General features: G+C 71.4%; 16 protein-coding genes. 3 read left to right on the forward strand and 13 right to left on the reverse strand.

What is annotated here, in order from left to right; genetic code table 11:
* Window positions 1-38: 38 nt before the first annotated feature.
* The 3 genes from IG98_RS54155 to IG98_RS0102520 all read right to left on the reverse strand — a co-directional run bounded on the left by IG98_RS54155 (window position 39) and on the right by IG98_RS0102520 (window position 4,909).
* Entirely contained in the window at window positions 39-2,789 is a 2,751-nt protein-coding gene (locus IG98_RS54155) for an Hsp70 family protein (RefSeq protein ID WP_051751403.1), read from the reverse strand.
* Window positions 2,790-2,998: 209 nt separating this feature from the next.
* On the reverse strand, window positions 2,999-3,943 hold the full coding sequence (locus tag IG98_RS0102515; RefSeq protein WP_030904752.1) for a hypothetical protein: 945 nt from the start codon (window positions 3,941-3,943) through the stop codon (window positions 2,999-3,001).
* A gap of 39 nt (window positions 3,944-3,982) precedes the next feature.
* Entirely contained in the window at window positions 3,983-4,909 is a 927-nt protein-coding gene (locus IG98_RS0102520; RefSeq protein ID WP_245651377.1) for a S66 peptidase family protein, read from the reverse strand.
* 30 nt (window positions 4,910-4,939) lie between these two features.
* Between IG98_RS0102520 and IG98_RS0102525 the strand changes: the two genes are divergently transcribed.
* The gene (locus IG98_RS0102525) at window positions 4,940-5,830 is read left to right on the forward strand and encodes a sulfotransferase family protein (RefSeq protein WP_030904755.1); all 891 of its coding nucleotides are present in this window, start codon (window positions 4,940-4,942) and stop codon (window positions 5,828-5,830) included.
* A 30-nt stretch (window positions 5,831-5,860) separates the two neighbouring features.
* On the opposite strand, the gene IG98_RS0102530 is transcribed toward IG98_RS0102525, so the two are convergent.
* The 6 genes from IG98_RS0102530 to IG98_RS0102555 all read right to left on the reverse strand — a co-directional run bounded on the left by IG98_RS0102530 (window position 5,861) and on the right by IG98_RS0102555 (window position 12,074).
* Window positions 5,861-6,193: a transposase gene (locus IG98_RS0102530; RefSeq protein WP_169750050.1), complete on the reverse strand. Its 333-nt coding sequence runs from the start codon at window positions 6,191-6,193 to the stop codon at window positions 5,861-5,863.
* A gap of 70 nt (window positions 6,194-6,263) precedes the next feature.
* The gene (locus IG98_RS0102535) at window positions 6,264-8,141 is read right to left on the reverse strand and encodes an ABC transporter ATP-binding protein (RefSeq protein ID WP_030904762.1); all 1,878 of its coding nucleotides are present in this window, start codon (window positions 8,139-8,141) and stop codon (window positions 6,264-6,266) included.
* Window positions 8,142-8,373: 232 nt separating this feature from the next.
* Window positions 8,374-9,177, reverse strand: coding sequence for an enoyl-CoA hydratase/isomerase family protein (locus IG98_RS0102540; protein ID WP_051751404.1), 804 nt, complete (start codon window positions 9,175-9,177; stop codon window positions 8,374-8,376).
* A gap of 135 nt (window positions 9,178-9,312) precedes the next feature.
* The gene (locus tag IG98_RS0102545; protein ID WP_030904785.1) at window positions 9,313-9,528 is read right to left on the reverse strand and encodes a helix-turn-helix domain-containing protein; all 216 of its coding nucleotides are present in this window, start codon (window positions 9,526-9,528) and stop codon (window positions 9,313-9,315) included.
* A gap of 114 nt (window positions 9,529-9,642) precedes the next feature.
* Window positions 9,643-11,241, reverse strand: coding sequence for an ABC-F family ATP-binding cassette domain-containing protein (locus IG98_RS0102550; protein ID WP_030904787.1), 1,599 nt, complete (start codon window positions 11,239-11,241; stop codon window positions 9,643-9,645).
* 176 nt (window positions 11,242-11,417) lie between these two features.
* Window positions 11,418-12,074, reverse strand: coding sequence for an acVLRF1 family peptidyl-tRNA hydrolase (locus tag IG98_RS0102555; protein WP_030904789.1), 657 nt, complete (start codon window positions 12,072-12,074; stop codon window positions 11,418-11,420).
* Window positions 12,075-12,206: 132 nt separating this feature from the next.
* Between IG98_RS0102555 and IG98_RS0102560 the strand changes: the two genes are divergently transcribed.
* Window positions 12,207-13,307 (forward strand): EAL domain-containing protein, encoded by a 1,101-nt coding sequence (locus IG98_RS0102560; protein WP_037969257.1) that lies wholly within the window; start codon window positions 12,207-12,209, stop codon window positions 13,305-13,307.
* Between the two features lie 185 nt (window positions 13,308-13,492).
* Entirely contained in the window at window positions 13,493-14,335 is an 843-nt protein-coding gene (locus IG98_RS0102565) for a siderophore-interacting protein (RefSeq protein WP_030904793.1), read from the forward strand.
* A gap of 7 nt (window positions 14,336-14,342) precedes the next feature.
* On the opposite strand, the gene IG98_RS0102570 is transcribed toward IG98_RS0102565, so the two are convergent.
* Genes IG98_RS0102570 through IG98_RS0102585 form a run of 4 tightly spaced genes read right to left on the reverse strand, consistent with a single transcriptional unit; the run spans window position 14,343 to window position 17,720 of the window.
* On the reverse strand, window positions 14,343-14,948 hold the full coding sequence (locus IG98_RS0102570; RefSeq protein ID WP_030904796.1) for a response regulator transcription factor: 606 nt from the start codon (window positions 14,946-14,948) through the stop codon (window positions 14,343-14,345).
* The gene (locus IG98_RS0102575; protein ID WP_051751406.1) at window positions 14,945-16,105 is read right to left on the reverse strand and encodes a sensor histidine kinase; all 1,161 of its coding nucleotides are present in this window, start codon (window positions 16,103-16,105) and stop codon (window positions 14,945-14,947) included. Before IG98_RS0102575 ends, IG98_RS0102570 begins: the two co-directional genes overlap by 4 nt.
* Window positions 16,102-16,836 carry an ABC transporter permease gene (locus IG98_RS0102580; protein ID WP_037969208.1) on the reverse strand — a complete coding sequence of 245 codons (735 nt, stop codon included), beginning with the start codon at window positions 16,834-16,836 and terminating at the stop codon, window positions 16,102-16,104. The genes IG98_RS0102575 and IG98_RS0102580 overlap by 4 nt, the downstream gene beginning before the upstream one ends.
* Window positions 16,836-17,720, reverse strand: a complete 885-nt coding sequence (locus tag IG98_RS0102585; RefSeq protein WP_030904799.1) for an ABC transporter ATP-binding protein — start codon at window positions 17,718-17,720, stop codon at window positions 16,836-16,838. Before IG98_RS0102585 ends, IG98_RS0102580 begins: the two co-directional genes overlap by 1 nt.
* Between the last annotated feature and the right edge of the window lie 7 nt (window positions 17,721-17,727).

The raw sequence follows: 17,727 nt of genomic DNA on the forward strand, positions 1-17,727 counted from the left end.
TGTTCTCGCCCCTGGCCTCGGCCAGGGGCGAGAACAGGTCAGAGTGGCAGGTGCACCAGGGTCGCGGGCCGGTCGCGGGCGGCGCCGGTGGCGTCGTCGGGGCGGTGCAGGCAGAACAGGCCCGTGGCGACCCGGGCGACCGGCTCGAACATCCCCGGCGTGCGATGCACCTCCCGCGCCCCGCCCGGGGTGATGTGCAGCAGCCTGCTGCGGCCCGCGTCCTGCATGGTCATCCACATCGAGTCGCCGTCGGCGACCAGCCTCGGCCGCTCCCAGCGGTGGCGGGAGGTGAGGTGGCCCGCCAGGGTCGCCGACTGCTTGCCCATCAGGAACTCCAGCGTCTGGGAACGCTGGTCGAAGATCCCGACCGACCAGCCCCTGGCGGGGCTCACCTGGTCGGTGCCGACCGCGTAGATCTCGTTGCCCGCGGAGAACCAGCGCAGCGCGCCGCCCCGGGGACGCGGCATGACCAGCCTGGTCCTGCCGTCCGCGGTGTCGGCCTCCAGCCCCGCCGAGCCGGAGGTGAACCACCTGCCCCGGTGCAGGACCACCTGGTGCAGCCAGCCGCGCCCCGGCTCGCGTACCGTCGGGCGCACCACGCCGCCCGGGTCGACCAGGCACAGTACCTGCCACGGCCGAAAGTCCTGGTGGCGGTTCTGGAACATCGGCTTGTTGCTGCTGAACTGCCCGAGCACCACGGTGCAGCCCGGCGCGCCCACCGAGGAGGACGGCTCGGTGCCGCTGGGCGCCTCCTGGTCGAGCAGCCGGCGCAGCCTGTTGTCCTCGTTCAGGAACCACTGGGCGTAGGGGCCCAGCTCACGCGGCTGGGGGGCCTGGAAGGCGAAACCGCCGCCCAGGTCGAGCTCGATCATGGCCAGCTGCCCGGTCTCCCCCCAGGGCAGGCCCATCGAGGTGTCGACACCGACGACCTGGCGGGAGTGGAAGAAGACCCACGCCGTGCGGCCGTGGGCGATCACCGTGGGGTTGCCCCACATCTGCAGCGGGTGGGTGGCGCGGATGGCGAGGTCGCGGGTGAGGGCGCGGACCAGCACCTGCGCGGGCCCGACCTGCTCCACCGCCACGACGCCCTCGCTGGAGGCGGCCCACTCCACGAGCCTGCCGAAGCCGAGCTCCCGGTCGTACCGGCCCTCGATCCCGTCGAGCCTGCGCAGCAGGTGGCCGTGCTCGAAGGCCTGGTGGACGAAGACCTGGCCCGTCTCGACGCGCGCCTCCAGCACGCCGTCCATCACCTTCTCGATCCCCTGGACGCTGGGCCCGTCCCCGCCCGCCGCGCCCGCACGGCCCGCGGGCCGGCCGCCGGGCCCCCGGTGCCCTCCGGTGGCGCCGCCCTCGGGACCGGTGAGCACCCGGTGCCCTCCGGTGGCGCCGCCCTCGGGACCGGTGAGCACCCGGTGCCCTCCGGTGGCGCCGCCCTCGGGACCGGTGAAGGCCCGGTGTCCACCGGTCGGAGCGACCGCCGGCGCACCGGGCACACCGGGCGCGTGGTGGCCCACGGCCGGTCCGGCCGCCACCGGGCCTGTGAAGGCCCGCTGCGCCGTGCCGGCGACGCCTGGGGCACTGGGAGCCTGTCCCGAGCCGGAGAGGCCCGCCGCACCGGTGGGCGTCCGGTGGCCGCCGGTGGGGGTGCGGCCCGCACCGGGCTCGTGGCGCTCGACCTTGAGCTTCCAGGCCAGCTGCGCGGCGCCGTAGGCGACCACGATCTTCGGGTCGTCGTAGGTCCGCACCCGGTCGCCGAAGCGCTCGCGTACCGCCTTCTGGACCAGCGGCATCCGGCTGGGGCCGCCGGTCATGAACACCGCGGCCAGTTCGCCGGCCTCGACCCCCGCGCCACGGATCGTCTCATCCAGGATGTCGACCGTCCTGACGATCTCCTCGCCGATGAGACCCTCCAGGTCGGCCCTGGTGATGTGCACGTCCTCGTTGATGCCGACCACGTAGTGCGAGGAGGTGTCGAACTTCGACAGCGTCTCCTTGGCCTCCCTGGCCATCTTGAGCAGGTCCGCGGCGTAGCTGACGTAGCGGCGCTCGGGGTTGGTGGTCACCTGCTGCCACCAGTCGGCGTCGAGCCGCTCGATCTGGGCTCCGAGGAACGCGAAGACCTGCTCGTCGAACCCCTCGCCGCCGATCTCGTCGCTGCCGCCCGGCTCGCCGACGACCGCGAAGTCACCGCCGTCCACGGTGAGCACCGCGGCGTCGAACGTACCGCCGCCGAGGTCGTAGACGGCCAGCCGCGACCCGCCGTCCGCCCGCCCGGCGGAGGCGAAGTAGCGGGCCGAGGCGACGGGCTCGTCGATCAGCACGATCCGCACGCCGCTGACGACCTTCCTGGCCGCCGCCAGCAGCACCGCCTTACGGTCGGCGTCCCAGGCCACCGGGTGGGTCAGCGCGATGCAGTCGGGATCGGCGCCGTCGAAGCGCCGCCGTCCCTCGCTGACGAACAGCTCCAGCAGCGCCGCCATGGTGTCGGCCACGTCCACCGGGACACCGCCGAGCAGCATCCGGCCCCGGCCGACGTAGCGCTTGGGGTTACGCTCGACCCGCTCGGGGCTGATCGCGATGCCCCGCTGGGCGATCCTGCCCGCCACGAGCGTCCCACGCTCGTCCAGCATGACGGCGGAGGGGATACGCCGCTCTCCCTCGACCTCCAGGACGTCGAAACGCCCTTCGGCCGCTATCACCCCGGCGGAGAAACTCGTCCCCAGATCGACACCGAGGCACCACTGCGCCATGTCCCACTCCTCGTAGATCCAGACCTCATCATGCCCCATCTCGCGACCACGGCCAGGGCGCGGGCGGGGGCGTCGGCCGATCCAGGAAGGGAGCGGCGGCCACCGAGGTGGGCGTGGCGGGGCGGGACACATCCTCTCGCGTCCGTGGTCGCCATGGCGAACGGTCGACATCGTCCCCGCACCGAAAGGTGCGGGACTCTCGGTGCCGAGGCGTGCTCACACCACCTCGGCCTCGGGTGGCCGGCGGATCAGCCTACGCCGGACCCGCCGTCGGGGTGGCTCTGCGGGCGGGCGGCCATGGCCGCCAGGACGCGCGCGAAGTCCGGCGGGGGCGCGACCACCAGCCGGGTCTGTCCGTCCTGGCTGACCAGGTCGGCCCTGATCAGGGAGAGGCGGTCACCGTGCCACCAGTAGACCTGCGGGCTGAGTGCCTCGGCGCGCAGATCGAACTCCCGCTGGGCGAACAGCCGGAGCCGCTCGATCGCGCGGACCACGCCGATGCTCTCGACCGGATGGACGATCAGCGTCGCCGGGTCGGGCAGCGCGACAAGGACCCCGTCGGAGGGGACGGGCAGGTAGTCACCCAGCCTGCGCAGGTGGGCGGCGGCACCGGCGGTGGGTCCGGTCAGCCTGCGGACCGCCACGCCACCGAGGTCGCCCTCCGTCACCGAGAGCCGTTCGTCCTGGCGGGCGTTCTCCAGGGCCACATCGAGCGCCTGGGCGGCGGTGATCGGCCAGCAGCCGACCTCCTCGGGGCGGACCGGGCGACCGGCGGGGCCATAGCCGATGGTGAGCACCTCGACCAGGTCGGCGGTGAGGTGACGGCCGACCACGCGGGCCGAGTCGAGGTCGTCGTCGAGCTGGATGCGGGTCCGCAGCATCGGGCGCACCTGGTCCAGGTCGCAGGCGTCGAGCGGCTCGTCGGCCGTGGCCAGGACATGGGCCAGGTGCTCGGAGACGAGCATCGGCCAGTCCTCGCGGGAGCGCCTCAGCGCCTCGGCGCGCAACCCCGCCAGTCGCACCACGACCCGGCGCGGGCCGGTGAGCGTCAGGACGCCGCCGCCGGGGTCGAAGGCGCAGACATAGCCGAGACTGTCCGCGACCAGGGCGAGCAAGGAGTCGAGATCGACCTCTTCGATCGGGCGCGGCAGCGCCTCGGTTCGCCGGTCACGGTGCCGCCGGAACAGTCTCACGCGTGCGTCCCCTCTGCCGGTTTCCTCCTAGGTTCGCACCTAGAGTGCCTTGTCGACGCCCCCTGTTGAGTAGGTCAGAGAGCACGATTTTGCATCAATAGCACCAAGTGCCCCAAGCAATACTGAAAATTGTGGCGTTCCATGCCCTACCGGTAGCCCCGCGATGACGGGTACCCCGAGCGGCGCGAGCAGCTCCTCCAGCACCGGGTAGGGGTCACCGCAGTCGACCCAGGAGCCCAGCACGAACCCGGCCGCCCCGTCGAGCGCCCCCGCCTGCAGCAGCTGGGTGAGCATCCTGTCGATCCGGTACGGCGCCTCGTCGACGTCCTCCAGCAGGACGATCCGCCCCCGGGCCGACAGCGCGTACGGCGTGCCGCAGAGCGCGGCCAGCAGGCTGAGGTTACCGCCGGTGACCGGCGCCGTGGCCTCACCGGGAACGATCACCCGGTCACCGGTGACCGGCGGCGGCATCCCGGCGAGGGCGGCCGTGAGGCTCTCGAAGGTGCGCGGCTCAGGCCCTTCCGGGTCGCTGATCGTGGAACAGGCCGGCATCGGCCCGAACCAGGAGGCGACGCCCAGCTCCGCGGCGAACGCGCTGTGCAGCGCGGTGACGTCGCTGGAGCCGACGAGCGTCTTGGGAGCGGCGGCCCGCATCGCCTCCCAGTCCAGCAGACCGAGGGTCCGGGTGGCACCGTAGCCGCCGCGGGCGCAGAACACCGCGCTCACCGCGGGGTCGCACCAGGCGTCCTGCAGGTCGCGGGCGCGATCGGCGTCGGAGCCCGCCAGGTAGCGGTCCCGGTCGAGGACGTGGGCCCCGATGACGACCTTCAGGCCGAGCCCCTCCAGGACGCGGACGCCGCGCGCCAGCCTCCCGGAATCGGGAGGTCCTGACGGGGCGACCACCGCCACGGTGTCACCCGGGCGCGGCGAGGGTGGGATCGGTATGCCGGCAGCCGGTTCGTTCACTCCCCAAACGGTGCCACACTGGGCTTTCATATGCGACCTCCGCCTCACATCCTGGTGGTCAACGGCATCAAGGTACGCCACCCGGTGTTCGTGCTCGCCGCCCCGCACTCTGGCGCGGACCTGCTGGCCCGTGCCCTGAAACGCTCCCCCGGGTTCCACGTCACCATGGGACGGGCGGCGGTGGCGCACGTGGTCTACGCCTTCGCCCGGCGCCCCTCGATCGCGGGGCGGGGCATGGGCGCGACCCGCGTGCTCCGCGACGCCATGGCCGAGTCCTGGCAGATCGTTCCCGGCGCCTGCGAGGAGTGTCCGCCCCCGTGCCGGGAGGCGGGCGGCGTGACCGGAGCGGGCCCCTGTGTGGCCTCGGATTCGGTGGCCCGCTTCGGTGATGCCAGCCCCGACCTGCTCTACAGCGCCTCGGTGCTGTTGCAGGCCTTTCCGGACGCCCGTTTCGTCCAGTTGATCAGGGACGGCCGGGATGTGGCCGCCGACATGCTGGCCGACCCCACCTCCCTGACGTGGTTCAAACCGGCCATGCTGAGCGACGAGACGGAGTTCCCCAACCCCTTCCTCGGCGTCAGCTCCGGCGAGCACCGCGAACACTGGAAGGCGATGCCCACGGCGGGAAAGTGCGCGCTGCGCTGGCGCAGCGCGGTCCGGCTCGCGGCCTCGCTCCGTCAGGAGCTGCCCCGCGAGCAGTTGCTGACCCTGCGCTACGAGGACCTGGCCTCCTCGCCGGCCGAGGCCGCGGGCGAGCTCTCCCGCTTCCTGGAGACGCGGGTCCCCAAGATCGCCTTGCTGGGCCGGAACATGCCGAAGGTCGGCGTCTGGCGCACCCGCCTGCGCGGCCAGGACGCCGAGCTGGTGGCCAAGGTCGCCCGCGAGGAGCTCACCCGCCTGGGCTACGTCCCCTCACCCTGACGCCGGCCCGCGTTCCCCTCCGTCAACCGGTCACCAGTTGGCGACCTCGAACATCGCACCCGGACGGATGTCCCCGGGCGGGGCCGGCCGCCGGGCGGGGGCGCCCGGCAGCGCGTCCAGGATCGTCTCCCAGGTGCCGTCCTGGCACCAGCGGCGATGCCGGTTGTAGACCGTCTTCCACTTGCCGTAGACCTCGGGCAGCTTCCGCCAGGGGCAGTCGGTCCTGGTCCGGAAGAACACTCCGTCGATGATCGTGCGGTGATCGGCCCACCGGTTCCCCTGCCTGGCCTGAGCGGGCAGTAACGGCGCCAGCCGTGTCCACTCGTCGTCGGTCAGGTCATCACGTCTAAGCCGGTCTTCCACGCCCCCATGATCTACACCATCCGCGCTGGAAGAGCCACTCGAAGGCACGCCGCCGGCGCCGCGGACGCGGTCAGGACGCCTGACTGAACTGAGTCCGGTAGAGCTCGGCGTAGACCGCCCCCCTGCTCAGCAGTTCCTCGTGCCGGCCCCGCTCGACGATGCGGCCGTCCTGGACCACCAGGATCTGGTCGGCCTCGCGGATCGTGGACAGCCGGTGGGCGATGACCAACGAGGTGCGCCCGGCCAGCGCGACCTTCAGTGCCTGCTGGACGGCGGCCTCGGACTCGGAGTCCAGATGCGCGGTGGCCTCGTCGAGGACGACCACCCGGGGCGCCTTGAGCAGCAGCCTCGCCAGGGCCAGCCGCTGCTTCTCACCGCCGGACAACCGGTGGCCCCGGTCGCCCACCACGGTCTCCAGCCCCTCGGGCAGGCCCAGCACCAACTCGGCGATCTGGGCGGCCCTCAGCGCCTCCCAGATCTCCTCCTCACTCGCCTCGGGCCTGGCGTAGCGGAGGTTGGCCCCGATGGTGTCGTGGAACAGGTGGGCGTCCTGCATGACCACCCCCACGGTGTCGCGCAGCGAGGCCAGGGTGGCGTCGCGCACGTCCAGGCCGTTGAGCCGTACCGCGCCCTCGCTGACGTCGTAGAGGCGCGAGACCAGGCCCGTGATGGTGGTCTTTCCCGCCCCCGAGGGGCCGACCAGGGCGACCATCTGGCCGGGGCGGGCGGTGAAGGTGACGCCACGCAGCACCTCGTGGCCCGGCCCGGTGTCGGGGCGGGCCACCGCCTCCAGCGAGGCCAGCGACACCTCCGAGGCCGTGGGGTACCTGAACCGAACGTCGTCGAACTCCACCGAGACCGGCCCCTCGGGAAGGGGCTCGGCGTCGGGCCGCTCGGCGATCATGGGCCGCAGGTCGAGCACCTCGAAGACCCTGTCGAAGCTGACCAGCGCGGTCATCACGTCCACGTGCACGTTCGACAGGCTCGTCAGCGGGCCGTACAGGCGCATCAGGAGGGCGGCGAGGGCCACCAGGGTGCCGAGCTCGAAGACACCGGAGACGGCCAGCAGGCCGCCCAGGCCGTACACCAGGGCGGTGGCCAGCGCCGCCACCAGGCCGAGCGCGACCCGGAAGACCGTCCCGTACATGCCCACGGTGACGCCGACGTCGCGCACCCGACCCGCCTTGCCACCGAAGGAGGCGGCCTCATCGGCCGGGCGGCCGTACAGCTTGGCGACCATCGCGCCGGCGACGTTGAACCGCTCGGTCATCATGGAGCTCATCTCGGCGTCGAGCTGCATCTGCTCACGGGTGAGCCCCGACATCTTCCTGCCGACCCACTTGGCGGGGAAGACGAAGATCGGCAGCAGCACGAGGGCGACGAGGGTGATCTGCCACGAGAGCACCAGCATGGCGCCGAGAACCAGCACCAGCATGACCACGTTGGCCACGACCGACGACAGCGTGCTGGTCAGGGCACGCTGGGCTCCGATGACGTCGGTGTTGAGCCGGGAGACCAGGGCACCGGTCTGGGTGCGGGTGAAGAAGGCCACCGGCATCCGCTGGACGTGGTCGAAGACCTCGGTGCGCAGGTTGTAGATGAGCCCCTCGCCGATCCGCGCGGAGAACCAGCGCTGGGCCAGGGTGAGCACCGCGTCCGCGACCGCCAGGCCCGCGATGACCAGCGCGAGGGCGATCACCACCCCCTGGCGCCTGGTGGCGATGCCGTCGTCGATGATCGCCTTCATCAGCAGCGGGTTGGCGATCACGATGACCGAGCCGACCACGACCAGCGCGAGGAAGGCGGCGATATGCCGCGAGAAGGGCCTGGCGTAGCGGGCGATGCGCCGGACCGTGCCCGGTGTCAGACGCTCCTTGGTCACCGAGCTGTCCCGCCGGAGCGAACGCATCATCTGGGGACCGAAGCCCCCACCACCCATCATCGCCATCTGGCCTCCTCTCCCGATGCGAGCACCGGGAGAGGCGCGCCCATTCCCTCGTCAGCTTGAAGCGAACACCGGTGGCTCGCCCGAGAGAAGGGCGGTTTCCCGCCTCCCTCCGCCAGGACAGGCGACGGCCAGGCCCCGGCCGTTTCACAGCCGGGAGCCGTGGCGGGGAGGCGATTCACCCGCCCGGTGGTCTCCTCGCCGAACACGACGGGCCGCTCGGAGGCTTGATGACCTATCCGAAAAGCGCCTTGATGCGCGCCTCCTGTTCGCGCGCCTCGGCCGCGGCCTGCTCCTCCAGCGTGCGCCCCGAAGCCCCCTGGAGCAGCCGCTTGGTCGCCGTCGCGGCGTCGCGGTTGGTCGCCAGCAGCGCGGCGGTCAGGTCGCGCACGGCCTCCGTCAGCTCCCCCGGTGCGACGACCAGTTCGGCCAGGCCGATCCTGGCCGCCTCCTGCGCCCCCACGACGCGGGCGGTCAGGCAGATCTCAATGGCCCGGGACAGGCCCACCAGCTCGACCAGCGGCTTGGTGCCGGTCAGGTCGGGAACCAGCCCGAGAGCCGGCTCCTTCATGCACAGTTTGGCGTCGTCCGCCAGGACCCGCAGGTCACAGGCGAGCGCCAGCTGGAACCCCGCACCGACCGCGTGGCCCTGCACGGCCGCCACGGAGACGATGTCGGGACGTCTCAGCCAGAGAAAACCCCGCTGGGCCGCCGTCACCCGATCGACGAAAGTCGTCTCGTCGAGTGTCGCCAGGGACGTGAACGCCCCCTGCCCTGGCACCCCCTCCGGGGTGAACATCCTCAGATCGATCCCCGCCGAGAAGGACGGCCCCTCACCTCTGATCACGACGACCCTCACCTGCTGCGGCAGGTTGTCACCGATATGAGCCAGAGCCGACCAGGTGGCGAACGTCTGAGCGTTCCGCTTCTCCGGACGGTCCAGCGTGATCGTCGCGATCTCGCCGTCCACCTCGTAGCGCAGACCGACCTCCTTCAGAGAGATCTCCTCCGCACTCCCCCCGAACGCCACTTCCGTCATCGCCCGTTCTCCCACCTTCCGTTTCCGCCTCGCCCGAGCCTATCGACTCTCCAGAATGAGGTTCTACAGGCTCGGGCGGGAACGGCTTCGGCGTATGGGGGACGAGCGGCTGCGGTCGCGCGTTCCGAGGCGGAGTCAGCGCTTGGACTTGCCTCGGGTGGCGCCACCGCGCCCGCGCAGAGTCACACCGGACTCGCTCAGGATCCGGTGGATGAACCCGTACGACCTGCCGGTCGAAGCGGCCAGAGCACGGATGCTTTCACCCGCGCTGTAGCGCTTCTTGAGATCGGAGGCCAGTTTTTCACGGTCGGCCCCGGTAACCCGGGTGCCCTTCTTGAGAGTCTCGGCCACGAGTACCTCCTGTAGTGCCAGACTTCCGCAGCGTTACACACGCCATGATCAGTCATTTCAGCGAGATCGGCTACCTACTCCACGGGAAAAGATCCGTACCCGCTCAAATTAAGATCAGGCAAGTGCCACAAGATCGGAAAATTCGTCGCTCCATGCGTCTTCAACTCCGTCAGGTAGCAAGATCACCCTATCGGGTCGTAGAGCCTCTACAGCACCCTCATCATGCGTGACGAGCACAATCGCCCCAGAATAGGACTTTAATGCCGAAAGAACCTGCTCCCGGCTGGCCGGATCGAGGTTGTTCGTGGGCTCGTCGAGGAGGAGGACATTGGCCGCCGACAGCACCAGCGTGGCCAGCGCCAGCCGCGTCTTCTCCCCGCCCGACAGCACCCCCGCGGGCTTGTCCACGTCGTCGCCGGTGAACAGGAACGAGCCCAGAACCTTGCGCAACTCCACGTCGGGGAGCTCTCCCCCGGCCGAGCGCATGTTCTCCAGCACGCTGCGGCCGGGGTCGATCGTCTCGTGCTCCTGCGCGTAGTAGCCCAGCTTGAGCCCGTGGCCGGCCTTGACCGACCCGGTGTCGGGCTCCTCGACGCCCCCCAGGATGCGCAGCAGGGTGGTCTTCCCCGCGCCGTTCAGCCCCAGGATCACGACCCTGCTTCCCCTGTCCACGGCGGCGTCGACGTCCGTGAAGACCTCCAGGGAGCCGTACGACTTCGACAGCCCCTCCGCCATGATCGGGGTACGCCCGCACGGAGCCGGCTGGGGGAAGCGCAGCTTGGCGACCTTGTCGCCGCGCCGCTCCACCTCCAGGCCGGAGAGCAGGCGCTCGGCACGGCGCTGCATGTCCTGTGCGGCCTTGGCCTTGGTGGCCTTGGCACGCATCTTGTCGGCCTGCGACATCAGGGCGGAGGCCTGCTTCTCGGCGTTGGCGCGCTCGCGCCTCCTGCGCTTCTCGTCGGTCTCCCGCTGGGCCAGATAGGCCTTCCAGCCGACGTTGTAGGTGTCGATCACCGCGCGGTTGGCGTCGAGGTGCAGGACGCGGTTTACCGTCGCTTCAAGAAGCCCCACGTCGTGGCTAATAATGATCAAGCCGCCCTGGTGAGATCGTAAAAAATCACGAAGCCACCCGATTGAGTCAGCATCTAGGTGGTTTGTCGGCTCGTCAAGAAGGAGAGTCTCAGCCCCGCTGAAGAGGATTCGAGCCAGCTCCACCCGCCTGCGCTGCCCGCCGGAGAGCGTCTCCAGCGGCTGGCCGAGCACCCGGTCCGGCAGCCCCAGGCTGGAGGCGATGGAGGCGGCCTCCGACTCGGCGGCGTACCCGCCCAGCACATGCAGCCGGTCCTCCAGGCGCCCGTAGGCGCGCACGGCGCGGTCTCTGGTGCGATCGTCCGCCGAGGACATGCCCAACTCGGCCTCGCGCAGATCACGCAACACCTCGTCCAGCCCGCGGGCCGACAGGATGCGGTCGCGGGCGAGCACGTGCAGGTCACCGGTGCGCGGGTCCTGCGGCAGGTAACCGACCTCCCCGCTGATGGAGACCGTGCCCGAGGCCGCCGCCCCCTCTCCCGCGAGCACCCGGGTCAGCGTGGTCTTCCCGGCCCCGTTCCGGCCGACGAGCCCGATCTTGTCGCCGGGATTCACCCGGAACGACGCGCCCTCGATGAGCAGGCGGGCCCCGGCCCGCAGTTCGATGTCAGAAGCTACGATCATGGTTGGAGAACACTCCCAGCAGGAAATACACAGGCTCACTTCACTGTGGCCGAACCCGCCGCGCCCTGTGTCTCCCGGCTCTCGGCTCGGCCGTCTCGCCTTCATCGGGACGACGGTCAATCGGGAGTGCGCATACCGATCAGTGTACGGCGCGGCGACGCCCCGGCTCCCCTCGATTAGGTGGGATCGCTCACCCTGATGCGGACCGCACGGAACTGGGCGGGGGTGTCCCGCAGGACCACCAGCCTCGGATCGGGGACCGTCAGGAAGGGCTCGGCCTCCAGCGCGAAGACCGGGGCGAGCCTGCGGTCCGAGCGCAATGCGTCGACCGCGCGCCGGTCTCCGCCGAGCACGACCGCCTCCAACTCGTCCACCCGCGGCCCCAGGACGCGCAGCGCCACCTCGGCCGCCGCCTCGTGCGCCTGGTCCACCTGCTTCTCCCTGCGCCGGGCGAAGCGCCGCTGTGACCAGCCGCCCGCCGCGCTGCGCCCGTGCACCGGCCGCGAGCCGACCTTGGAGGAGAGCAGTTCCGATCCCTGGAAGATCCCCGCCGCGTGTCCACCCAGCCGCACCAGCAGCACCCCGACCCTGCGCTCGGCGCGCACGTGGGTGACCAGACGCGCCAGCGGGCCGCCCCCGGCCTGGACGAGCGGCGGAAACGGCACCTGGCACTCGGCGACCGCGCCGTCCGCGCCCTCAAGGCGTACCGCGGAGGCCGAGGCCGTCACCCGCGGCGGCCCGTGCCTGTCGACGAAACCGTCGATCCAGCGGTTCAGGCGCTCGGGCGCCACCGAGACCCAGCGGCCTCCCCCCTTGGCCGGTCGCGACATCATGAAACGCGACACTACCGGCTGACCTCGCGGAACACACGATCGCTCTGGACAAGTCCAACGAATGGCGAAATATCAGTGAACATCGCTGCACGTTGCTTCTACGGCGCCAAAGGAACCCCCATCCTTTTGAACGTGACGACCAGAGCGCACGTCGACCCGCAGGACCCCACAGCGGCCCCCGCGAACCTCACGCCTGTCGTCGACCTCGACACCGGAGGCGTCATCGCGTTCCAGGCGGGAGGCGAGGGTCGGGGGAACATCTCCACCACGATCCAGACCGTGCACGACGCCGCCGCCGGCGAGACCCTGCTCCCGCTGGTGCTGACCCTGCCGACGGCCGCGGTGATCGGCGGCACGGCCGCGCTCGCGCCGCTCCATGAGGCCCTCCGCGCGTCCGGGCGGCGTCCCCGCGAGGTGATCCTCACCGTACGGGGTGACTTCGCCCAGTTCGAGCGTCGCGCCCTGATCGTCGGCCTGGACGGCCTGCGCACCATCGGCTACCTCATCGCGGTGGGCGATCTGGGCACCGGGCACATCCCACTGGACCTTCTCGCCGACGCGGCGCCGTACCTGGCGGTGATCTCCCCGGATCTGATCGCCCAGGTGCCCCGCGACCCGCGCCGCACCGCCATCGGCGAGGGTCTGGCCCGGCTCGCCAGGAAGGCGGGCGCGCACGTGCTGGCTCCCGGGGTGCGCGACGAGGCGCAACTCTCCACACTCCGCGGCTGGGGGGTCCGGCTCGCGCAGGGCCCGCTGCTGGCCCCAGGCCCGTCCGGCCGGGTGCACGTGCCACTCCCGCTCGTCGAACAGGAGCCCTCCCGCTTCACGCTCGGCCCGCGCGTCCAGGAGTTCCTGCTGCCCGCGGTGACCCTCCCCTACGAGGCCACCGCCGAAGCCGCGATCGACGCCTTCGGCGGTGAGCCGTCCATCACCAGCGTGGTCCTCGTCGACGAGTACCAGCGCCCCAGGGGCAGCCTCGACCGCAGCCGTTTCCTGCTGTCGATCTCCGGCCGGTTCGGCCACGCCCTGCACGGCAGAAAGCCCGCCGGACGGCTGGCCGACCCCGCCCGAGCGGTCCCCAGGACGACCACCGCCATCGCGGCCATGCAGGTGGCGGGCCGCGACGCCGAGCGCGTCTACGACGACCTGGTGGTCACCGACGAGGTCGGCCGCTGCATGGGCATCGTGCGGGTCTCCGACCTGATCCGCCAGGTCGCGTCCATGCGGCACTGAGGCACGGACACCCGGAGGCTCTCCGCGCCGACGCCAGCGCCTTTACAATGTAGATTCACAACAGCGGCCATCGGCCCGGTGAACCACTCGGAGCCGGCAGGCCGGGGAGCGGAGCCCATCGCTCTTCTTCGGTGACGTATGGTACGAGTTAGGTTCGCCTAACTTCAACTTCCCCGGAGCGACATATGGCAGATGAGAAAGCCGCACGCAAGGTGACGAGCGGCCGGGTCCAGCGGGTCGAGCGGCTCACCCCGCACATGATCCGGGTGGTGCTCGGCGGCCCCGGGCTCGCCGGTTTCCGCGCGGACGAGTACACGGACCACTACCTGAAGCTGCTGTTCGCCCCGGCGGGAGTGAGCTACCCGCAGCCGTTCGACATGGAGGCGATCCGCCGCGATCTGCCCCGCGAGCAGTGGCCCACCACCCGCACCTACACCGTCCGCCGCTGGGACGCCGAGGCGGGCGAGCTGACGATCGACTTCGTCCACCACGGTGACAGCGGCCTCGCCGGACCGTGGGCCGACCGGGTCCAGCCGGGTGAGGAGATCTATTTCTTCGGCCCCGGCGGGGCCTACGCCCCCGACCCGGAGGCCGACTGGCACCTGTTCGCGGGGGACGAGAGCGCGCTGCCGGCCATCGCCGCCTCCCTGGAACGCCTCCCCGCCGGGGCGCGGGCCTGGGCCTTCATCGAAATCGAGGACGCCCGGGAGGAGCAGCCCATCGACTCACCGGGCGACGTGAAGATCGTCTGGCTGCACCGCAAGGGGGGCCCGTTCGGTGAGCTGCTCGTCCGGGCGGTCCGCGAGCTGGACTTCCCCGACGGCACCGTGCACGCCTTCGTCCACGGCGAGGCGGGCTTCGTCCGCGAGCTCAGGCGCCACCTGCGCACCGAGCGCGGCATCCCGCTGTCTCAGCTGTCCATCTCGGGCTACTGGCGCCTGGGCCGCGACGACGAGGCCTGGCGCTCCACCAAGCGCGAGTGGAACGAGCAGATCGAGGCCGAGGAGGCCGCGGCGCTCTCCTCGTGACCCCGGCTCAGAGCCAGCCCTGGGTACGGGCGCGCTCGACGGCCTCGATGCGGTTGCGGGCGTGCGTCTTGCGGATGGCCGAGGAGAGGTAGTTGCGGACCGTACCCTCCGACAGGTGCAGGCGTGCGGCGATGTCGGCGATGCTGGAACCGCCCGAGGAGGCGACCAGGACGTCACGCTCACGGGGCGACAGCGGGTTGGGGCCGGCACTGAGCGCGGCGGCGGCCAGACCCGGGTCGATGACGCGCTCGCCGCCGCGGACCCGCCGGACGGCGGCGGCCAGTTCCCGGGCCGGGCTGTCCTTGACCAGGAAGGCCATCGCGCCCGCCTCCATCGCCCTGCGCAGATAGCCGGGGCGGCCGAAGGTGGTCAGGATCATGATCCGGCAGCCGGGCAGCGCCTCGCGGATCCGCGAGGCGGCGGTGATGCCGTCGTCGCCGGGCATCTCGACGTCCAGCAGCGCGACGTCCGGCCGGGTCCGCAGGGCCACCGCGAGCGCCTCCACCGCGTCGGCGGCCTCTCCCACCACCTCGATGTCGGGCTCCAGGCCGAGGAGCGAGGCCAGGGCGCCCCGCACCATCGCCTGATCCTCCACCAGCAGCACCCGGATCATCGAACCCCTCTCGTCGCCGGCGGGCAAGGGGTCTTCGCATGCGGCACCGTGATCCTGAGGGCGAAGCCGGTCGGCTGCGGCCCGGCGGACATCGTGCCACCGGCCGCCCGCACCCGCTCGGTGAGCCCGGTCAGCCCGCTGCCCGGCCCGTACGAGGTCGCGCCGCGCCCGTCGTCCACGATCCTCAGGGCCGCGACCTCCTCGTCCATGGTCACCTCGATCTCGCACCGGGTCGCCCGCGCGTGCCGGACGACGTTGGTGACCCCCTCCCGCACCGCCCAGCCCAGCAGTTCGTCCAGCGCGTCCGGCAGCGGGGTGCCCGCGAGCCGGATCGTCAGCCTCGTCCCGGCGGCCTCCAGAGCGGCGCGGGCACCGTCCAGCTCACCGGAGAGGCCGCGCTGGCGGTATCCGGTGACGGCGTCGCGTACCTCGACCAGCGCCTGCCTGGCCACCGACTCGATGTCGCGGATCTCCGCCACGGTCCGTTCCGAGCCGCTCTCCGCCAGCCGCCCGGCCAGCTCGCTCTTCAGCACGATCAGCGACAGGCTGTGGCCGAGCAGGTCGTGCAGGTCCCTGGCGATGCGCAGCCGCTCCTCACTCGCGGCCAGCCGCGCCACCTCCTCCTGCGCCTGGCGGAGCCTCGCCACCAGCATCCGGGTGTTGCGCACCCCCATGAACAGGACGCCGAGCGTGATGACCTGGAAGACGAGCACCAGGGTGGTGCCGGGGTCGTGCTCCTTCAGCAGGCCGATCAGCGCGACGGCGAGACCCATCGCGAGAACACCGGCCACCGAGAGCCGGGGACGCAGCGCCATGCCGTAGACCACGGCCAGGTAGATCGGCAGGGTCAGCCAGCCCGCGCCGAAGGCCACCGCCAGACCGATCCCCAGGAGCGTGGTCACCCCTAGCAGCCAGTACGTCAGGCGGGTCGGGTCGCCGAAGTTCCTCGGGCTCAGCACCGTGGCGATGTAGAAGGCGACGAAGACGGCCAGGCCGGTGCCTCCCCAGACGGCCCTGTCCCCGGACACCTCACCGGTGACGATCTCCAGGACCGGGAAGCACAGGTAGACCAGGCCGATGGAGATCCCCGACAGCCGCCGCAGGCGGGACGGGCGCTCGTCCGTCCCGCCGAAGGTGAGCGCGGAGACGCGCATCATGCGCGCGCGAGTGCCCTGCGGTAGGCGAACACCGCGGCGGTGCCGAGCACCGCGGCCCAGGCCACGACGGTCACCACGGCGGACGGCGGTGCCGCGTCGCCGGCGACGAGGTGCTGGCCGATGTCGGCGTAGGAGAAGGAGGGCATCGCGTGCACGACGCTCTTCATGGCCTCGGGCATGATCTCCACAGGGAACCACAGCCCGCCCAGGATCGCCAACCCGAATGTGCTGATCATCGCGGCCGACTGCGCGGCGTCCGCGGGCAGCAGCGAACCGAGGAGCAGGCCGAGCGCGGCGAACGGCACGGCGCCGATCCACAGGGCCGGGATCAGCACGAGCCACTCCCCCACCGGCAACCGGACGCCCTGGGTGAGGACCGCGGCCAGACAGACCAGCACCATGGACGGCAGCACCAGCAGCAGCGAGGCGATCAGCTTGGTGACGATGATCGCCCAGCCGGGCAGCGGGGTGACCCGAAGCTGGCGGAGCCAGCCGGACTGCCGCTCCTGCGCCCACGGCACGGCGGTGCTCATCAGACAGGCCGCGATCGCCCCGTACGCGGCCATGGAGACCATGAGGACGACGGCGGCCCGTACCCCGCCGGAATCCGTCTGGGCGCCCCAGATACCGGAGAAGATCAGGTAGAACACCACGGGAAAGCCCACCACGAAGATGATGTAGCGCCTGTTGCGCAGCATCCTCAGGACCTCGATCTTGACGTAGTTCGGCATCAGGACTCCCGGGTGAGGGCGAGGAAGGCGTCTTCGAGGTCGGCGCCGATGATCCTGAGGTCGCGGATCTCCAGCGAGGTGCCCCGGTACAGGGCCGCCACGGTGGCGTCGGGATCGGTGGTGCGCAGCGTGACGACGTCCTGGGAGATCTCCGCGGCGGAGACGCCCGGCAGGCCGTCCAGCCCCGCGACCGGCTGCCCGCCCAGGGTGAAGCGGACGACCTGGTCACTGATCCCCGACTTGATCTGGGCGGCGGTGCCGTCGGCCACGACCCGGCCCCGGGTGATCACGATGACCCTGTCGGAGTTCTCGTCGGCCTCCTCCAGGTAGTGGGTGGCGAACAGGACCGTCCGGCCCTCGGCGGCGTAGTCGCGCATGCTCTTCCAGAACCGCAGCCGCGACTCCACGTCCATGGCCGCGGTGGGCTCGTCCAGCACCAGCAGTTTGGGCGCGCCCGCGATGGCCAGGGCGAACCTGACCCGCTGCGCCTGCCCACCGGACAGCTTGTCGGCGCGTCGCCGCGCCAGTTCCGTGAGGTCGGCCACCCGCAGGATCTCGTCGAGACCGAGCGGCTCCGGGTAGAGCCGCCGGACGAAGTCGACCAGTTCCCTGACCGTGAGCTCGCCGATGAGCTCACCACTCTGCAGCATGGCCCCGATCTCGCCCCGGGCGACGGCCGCGTCGGGGGAGCCTCCCAGGATCTCGACACGGCCCCCACTCGGGCGGATCAGGCCGAGCATCATGTTGATCGAGGTTGACTTGCCGGCCCCGTTGGGGCCGAGCAGGGCGACGGTCCGGCCCGCCTCGACGGCGAGGTTCAGGCCGTCGACGGCGAGCACGTTGCCGTAGCTTTTGCTCACGTCTGTGAGGGCGATGGCGTCCATGCCCCAA

Source organism: Streptosporangium amethystogenes (genome assembly GCF_000721075.1).
Taxonomy (GTDB): domain Bacteria; phylum Actinomycetota; class Actinomycetes; order Streptosporangiales; family Streptosporangiaceae; genus Streptosporangium; species Streptosporangium amethystogenes.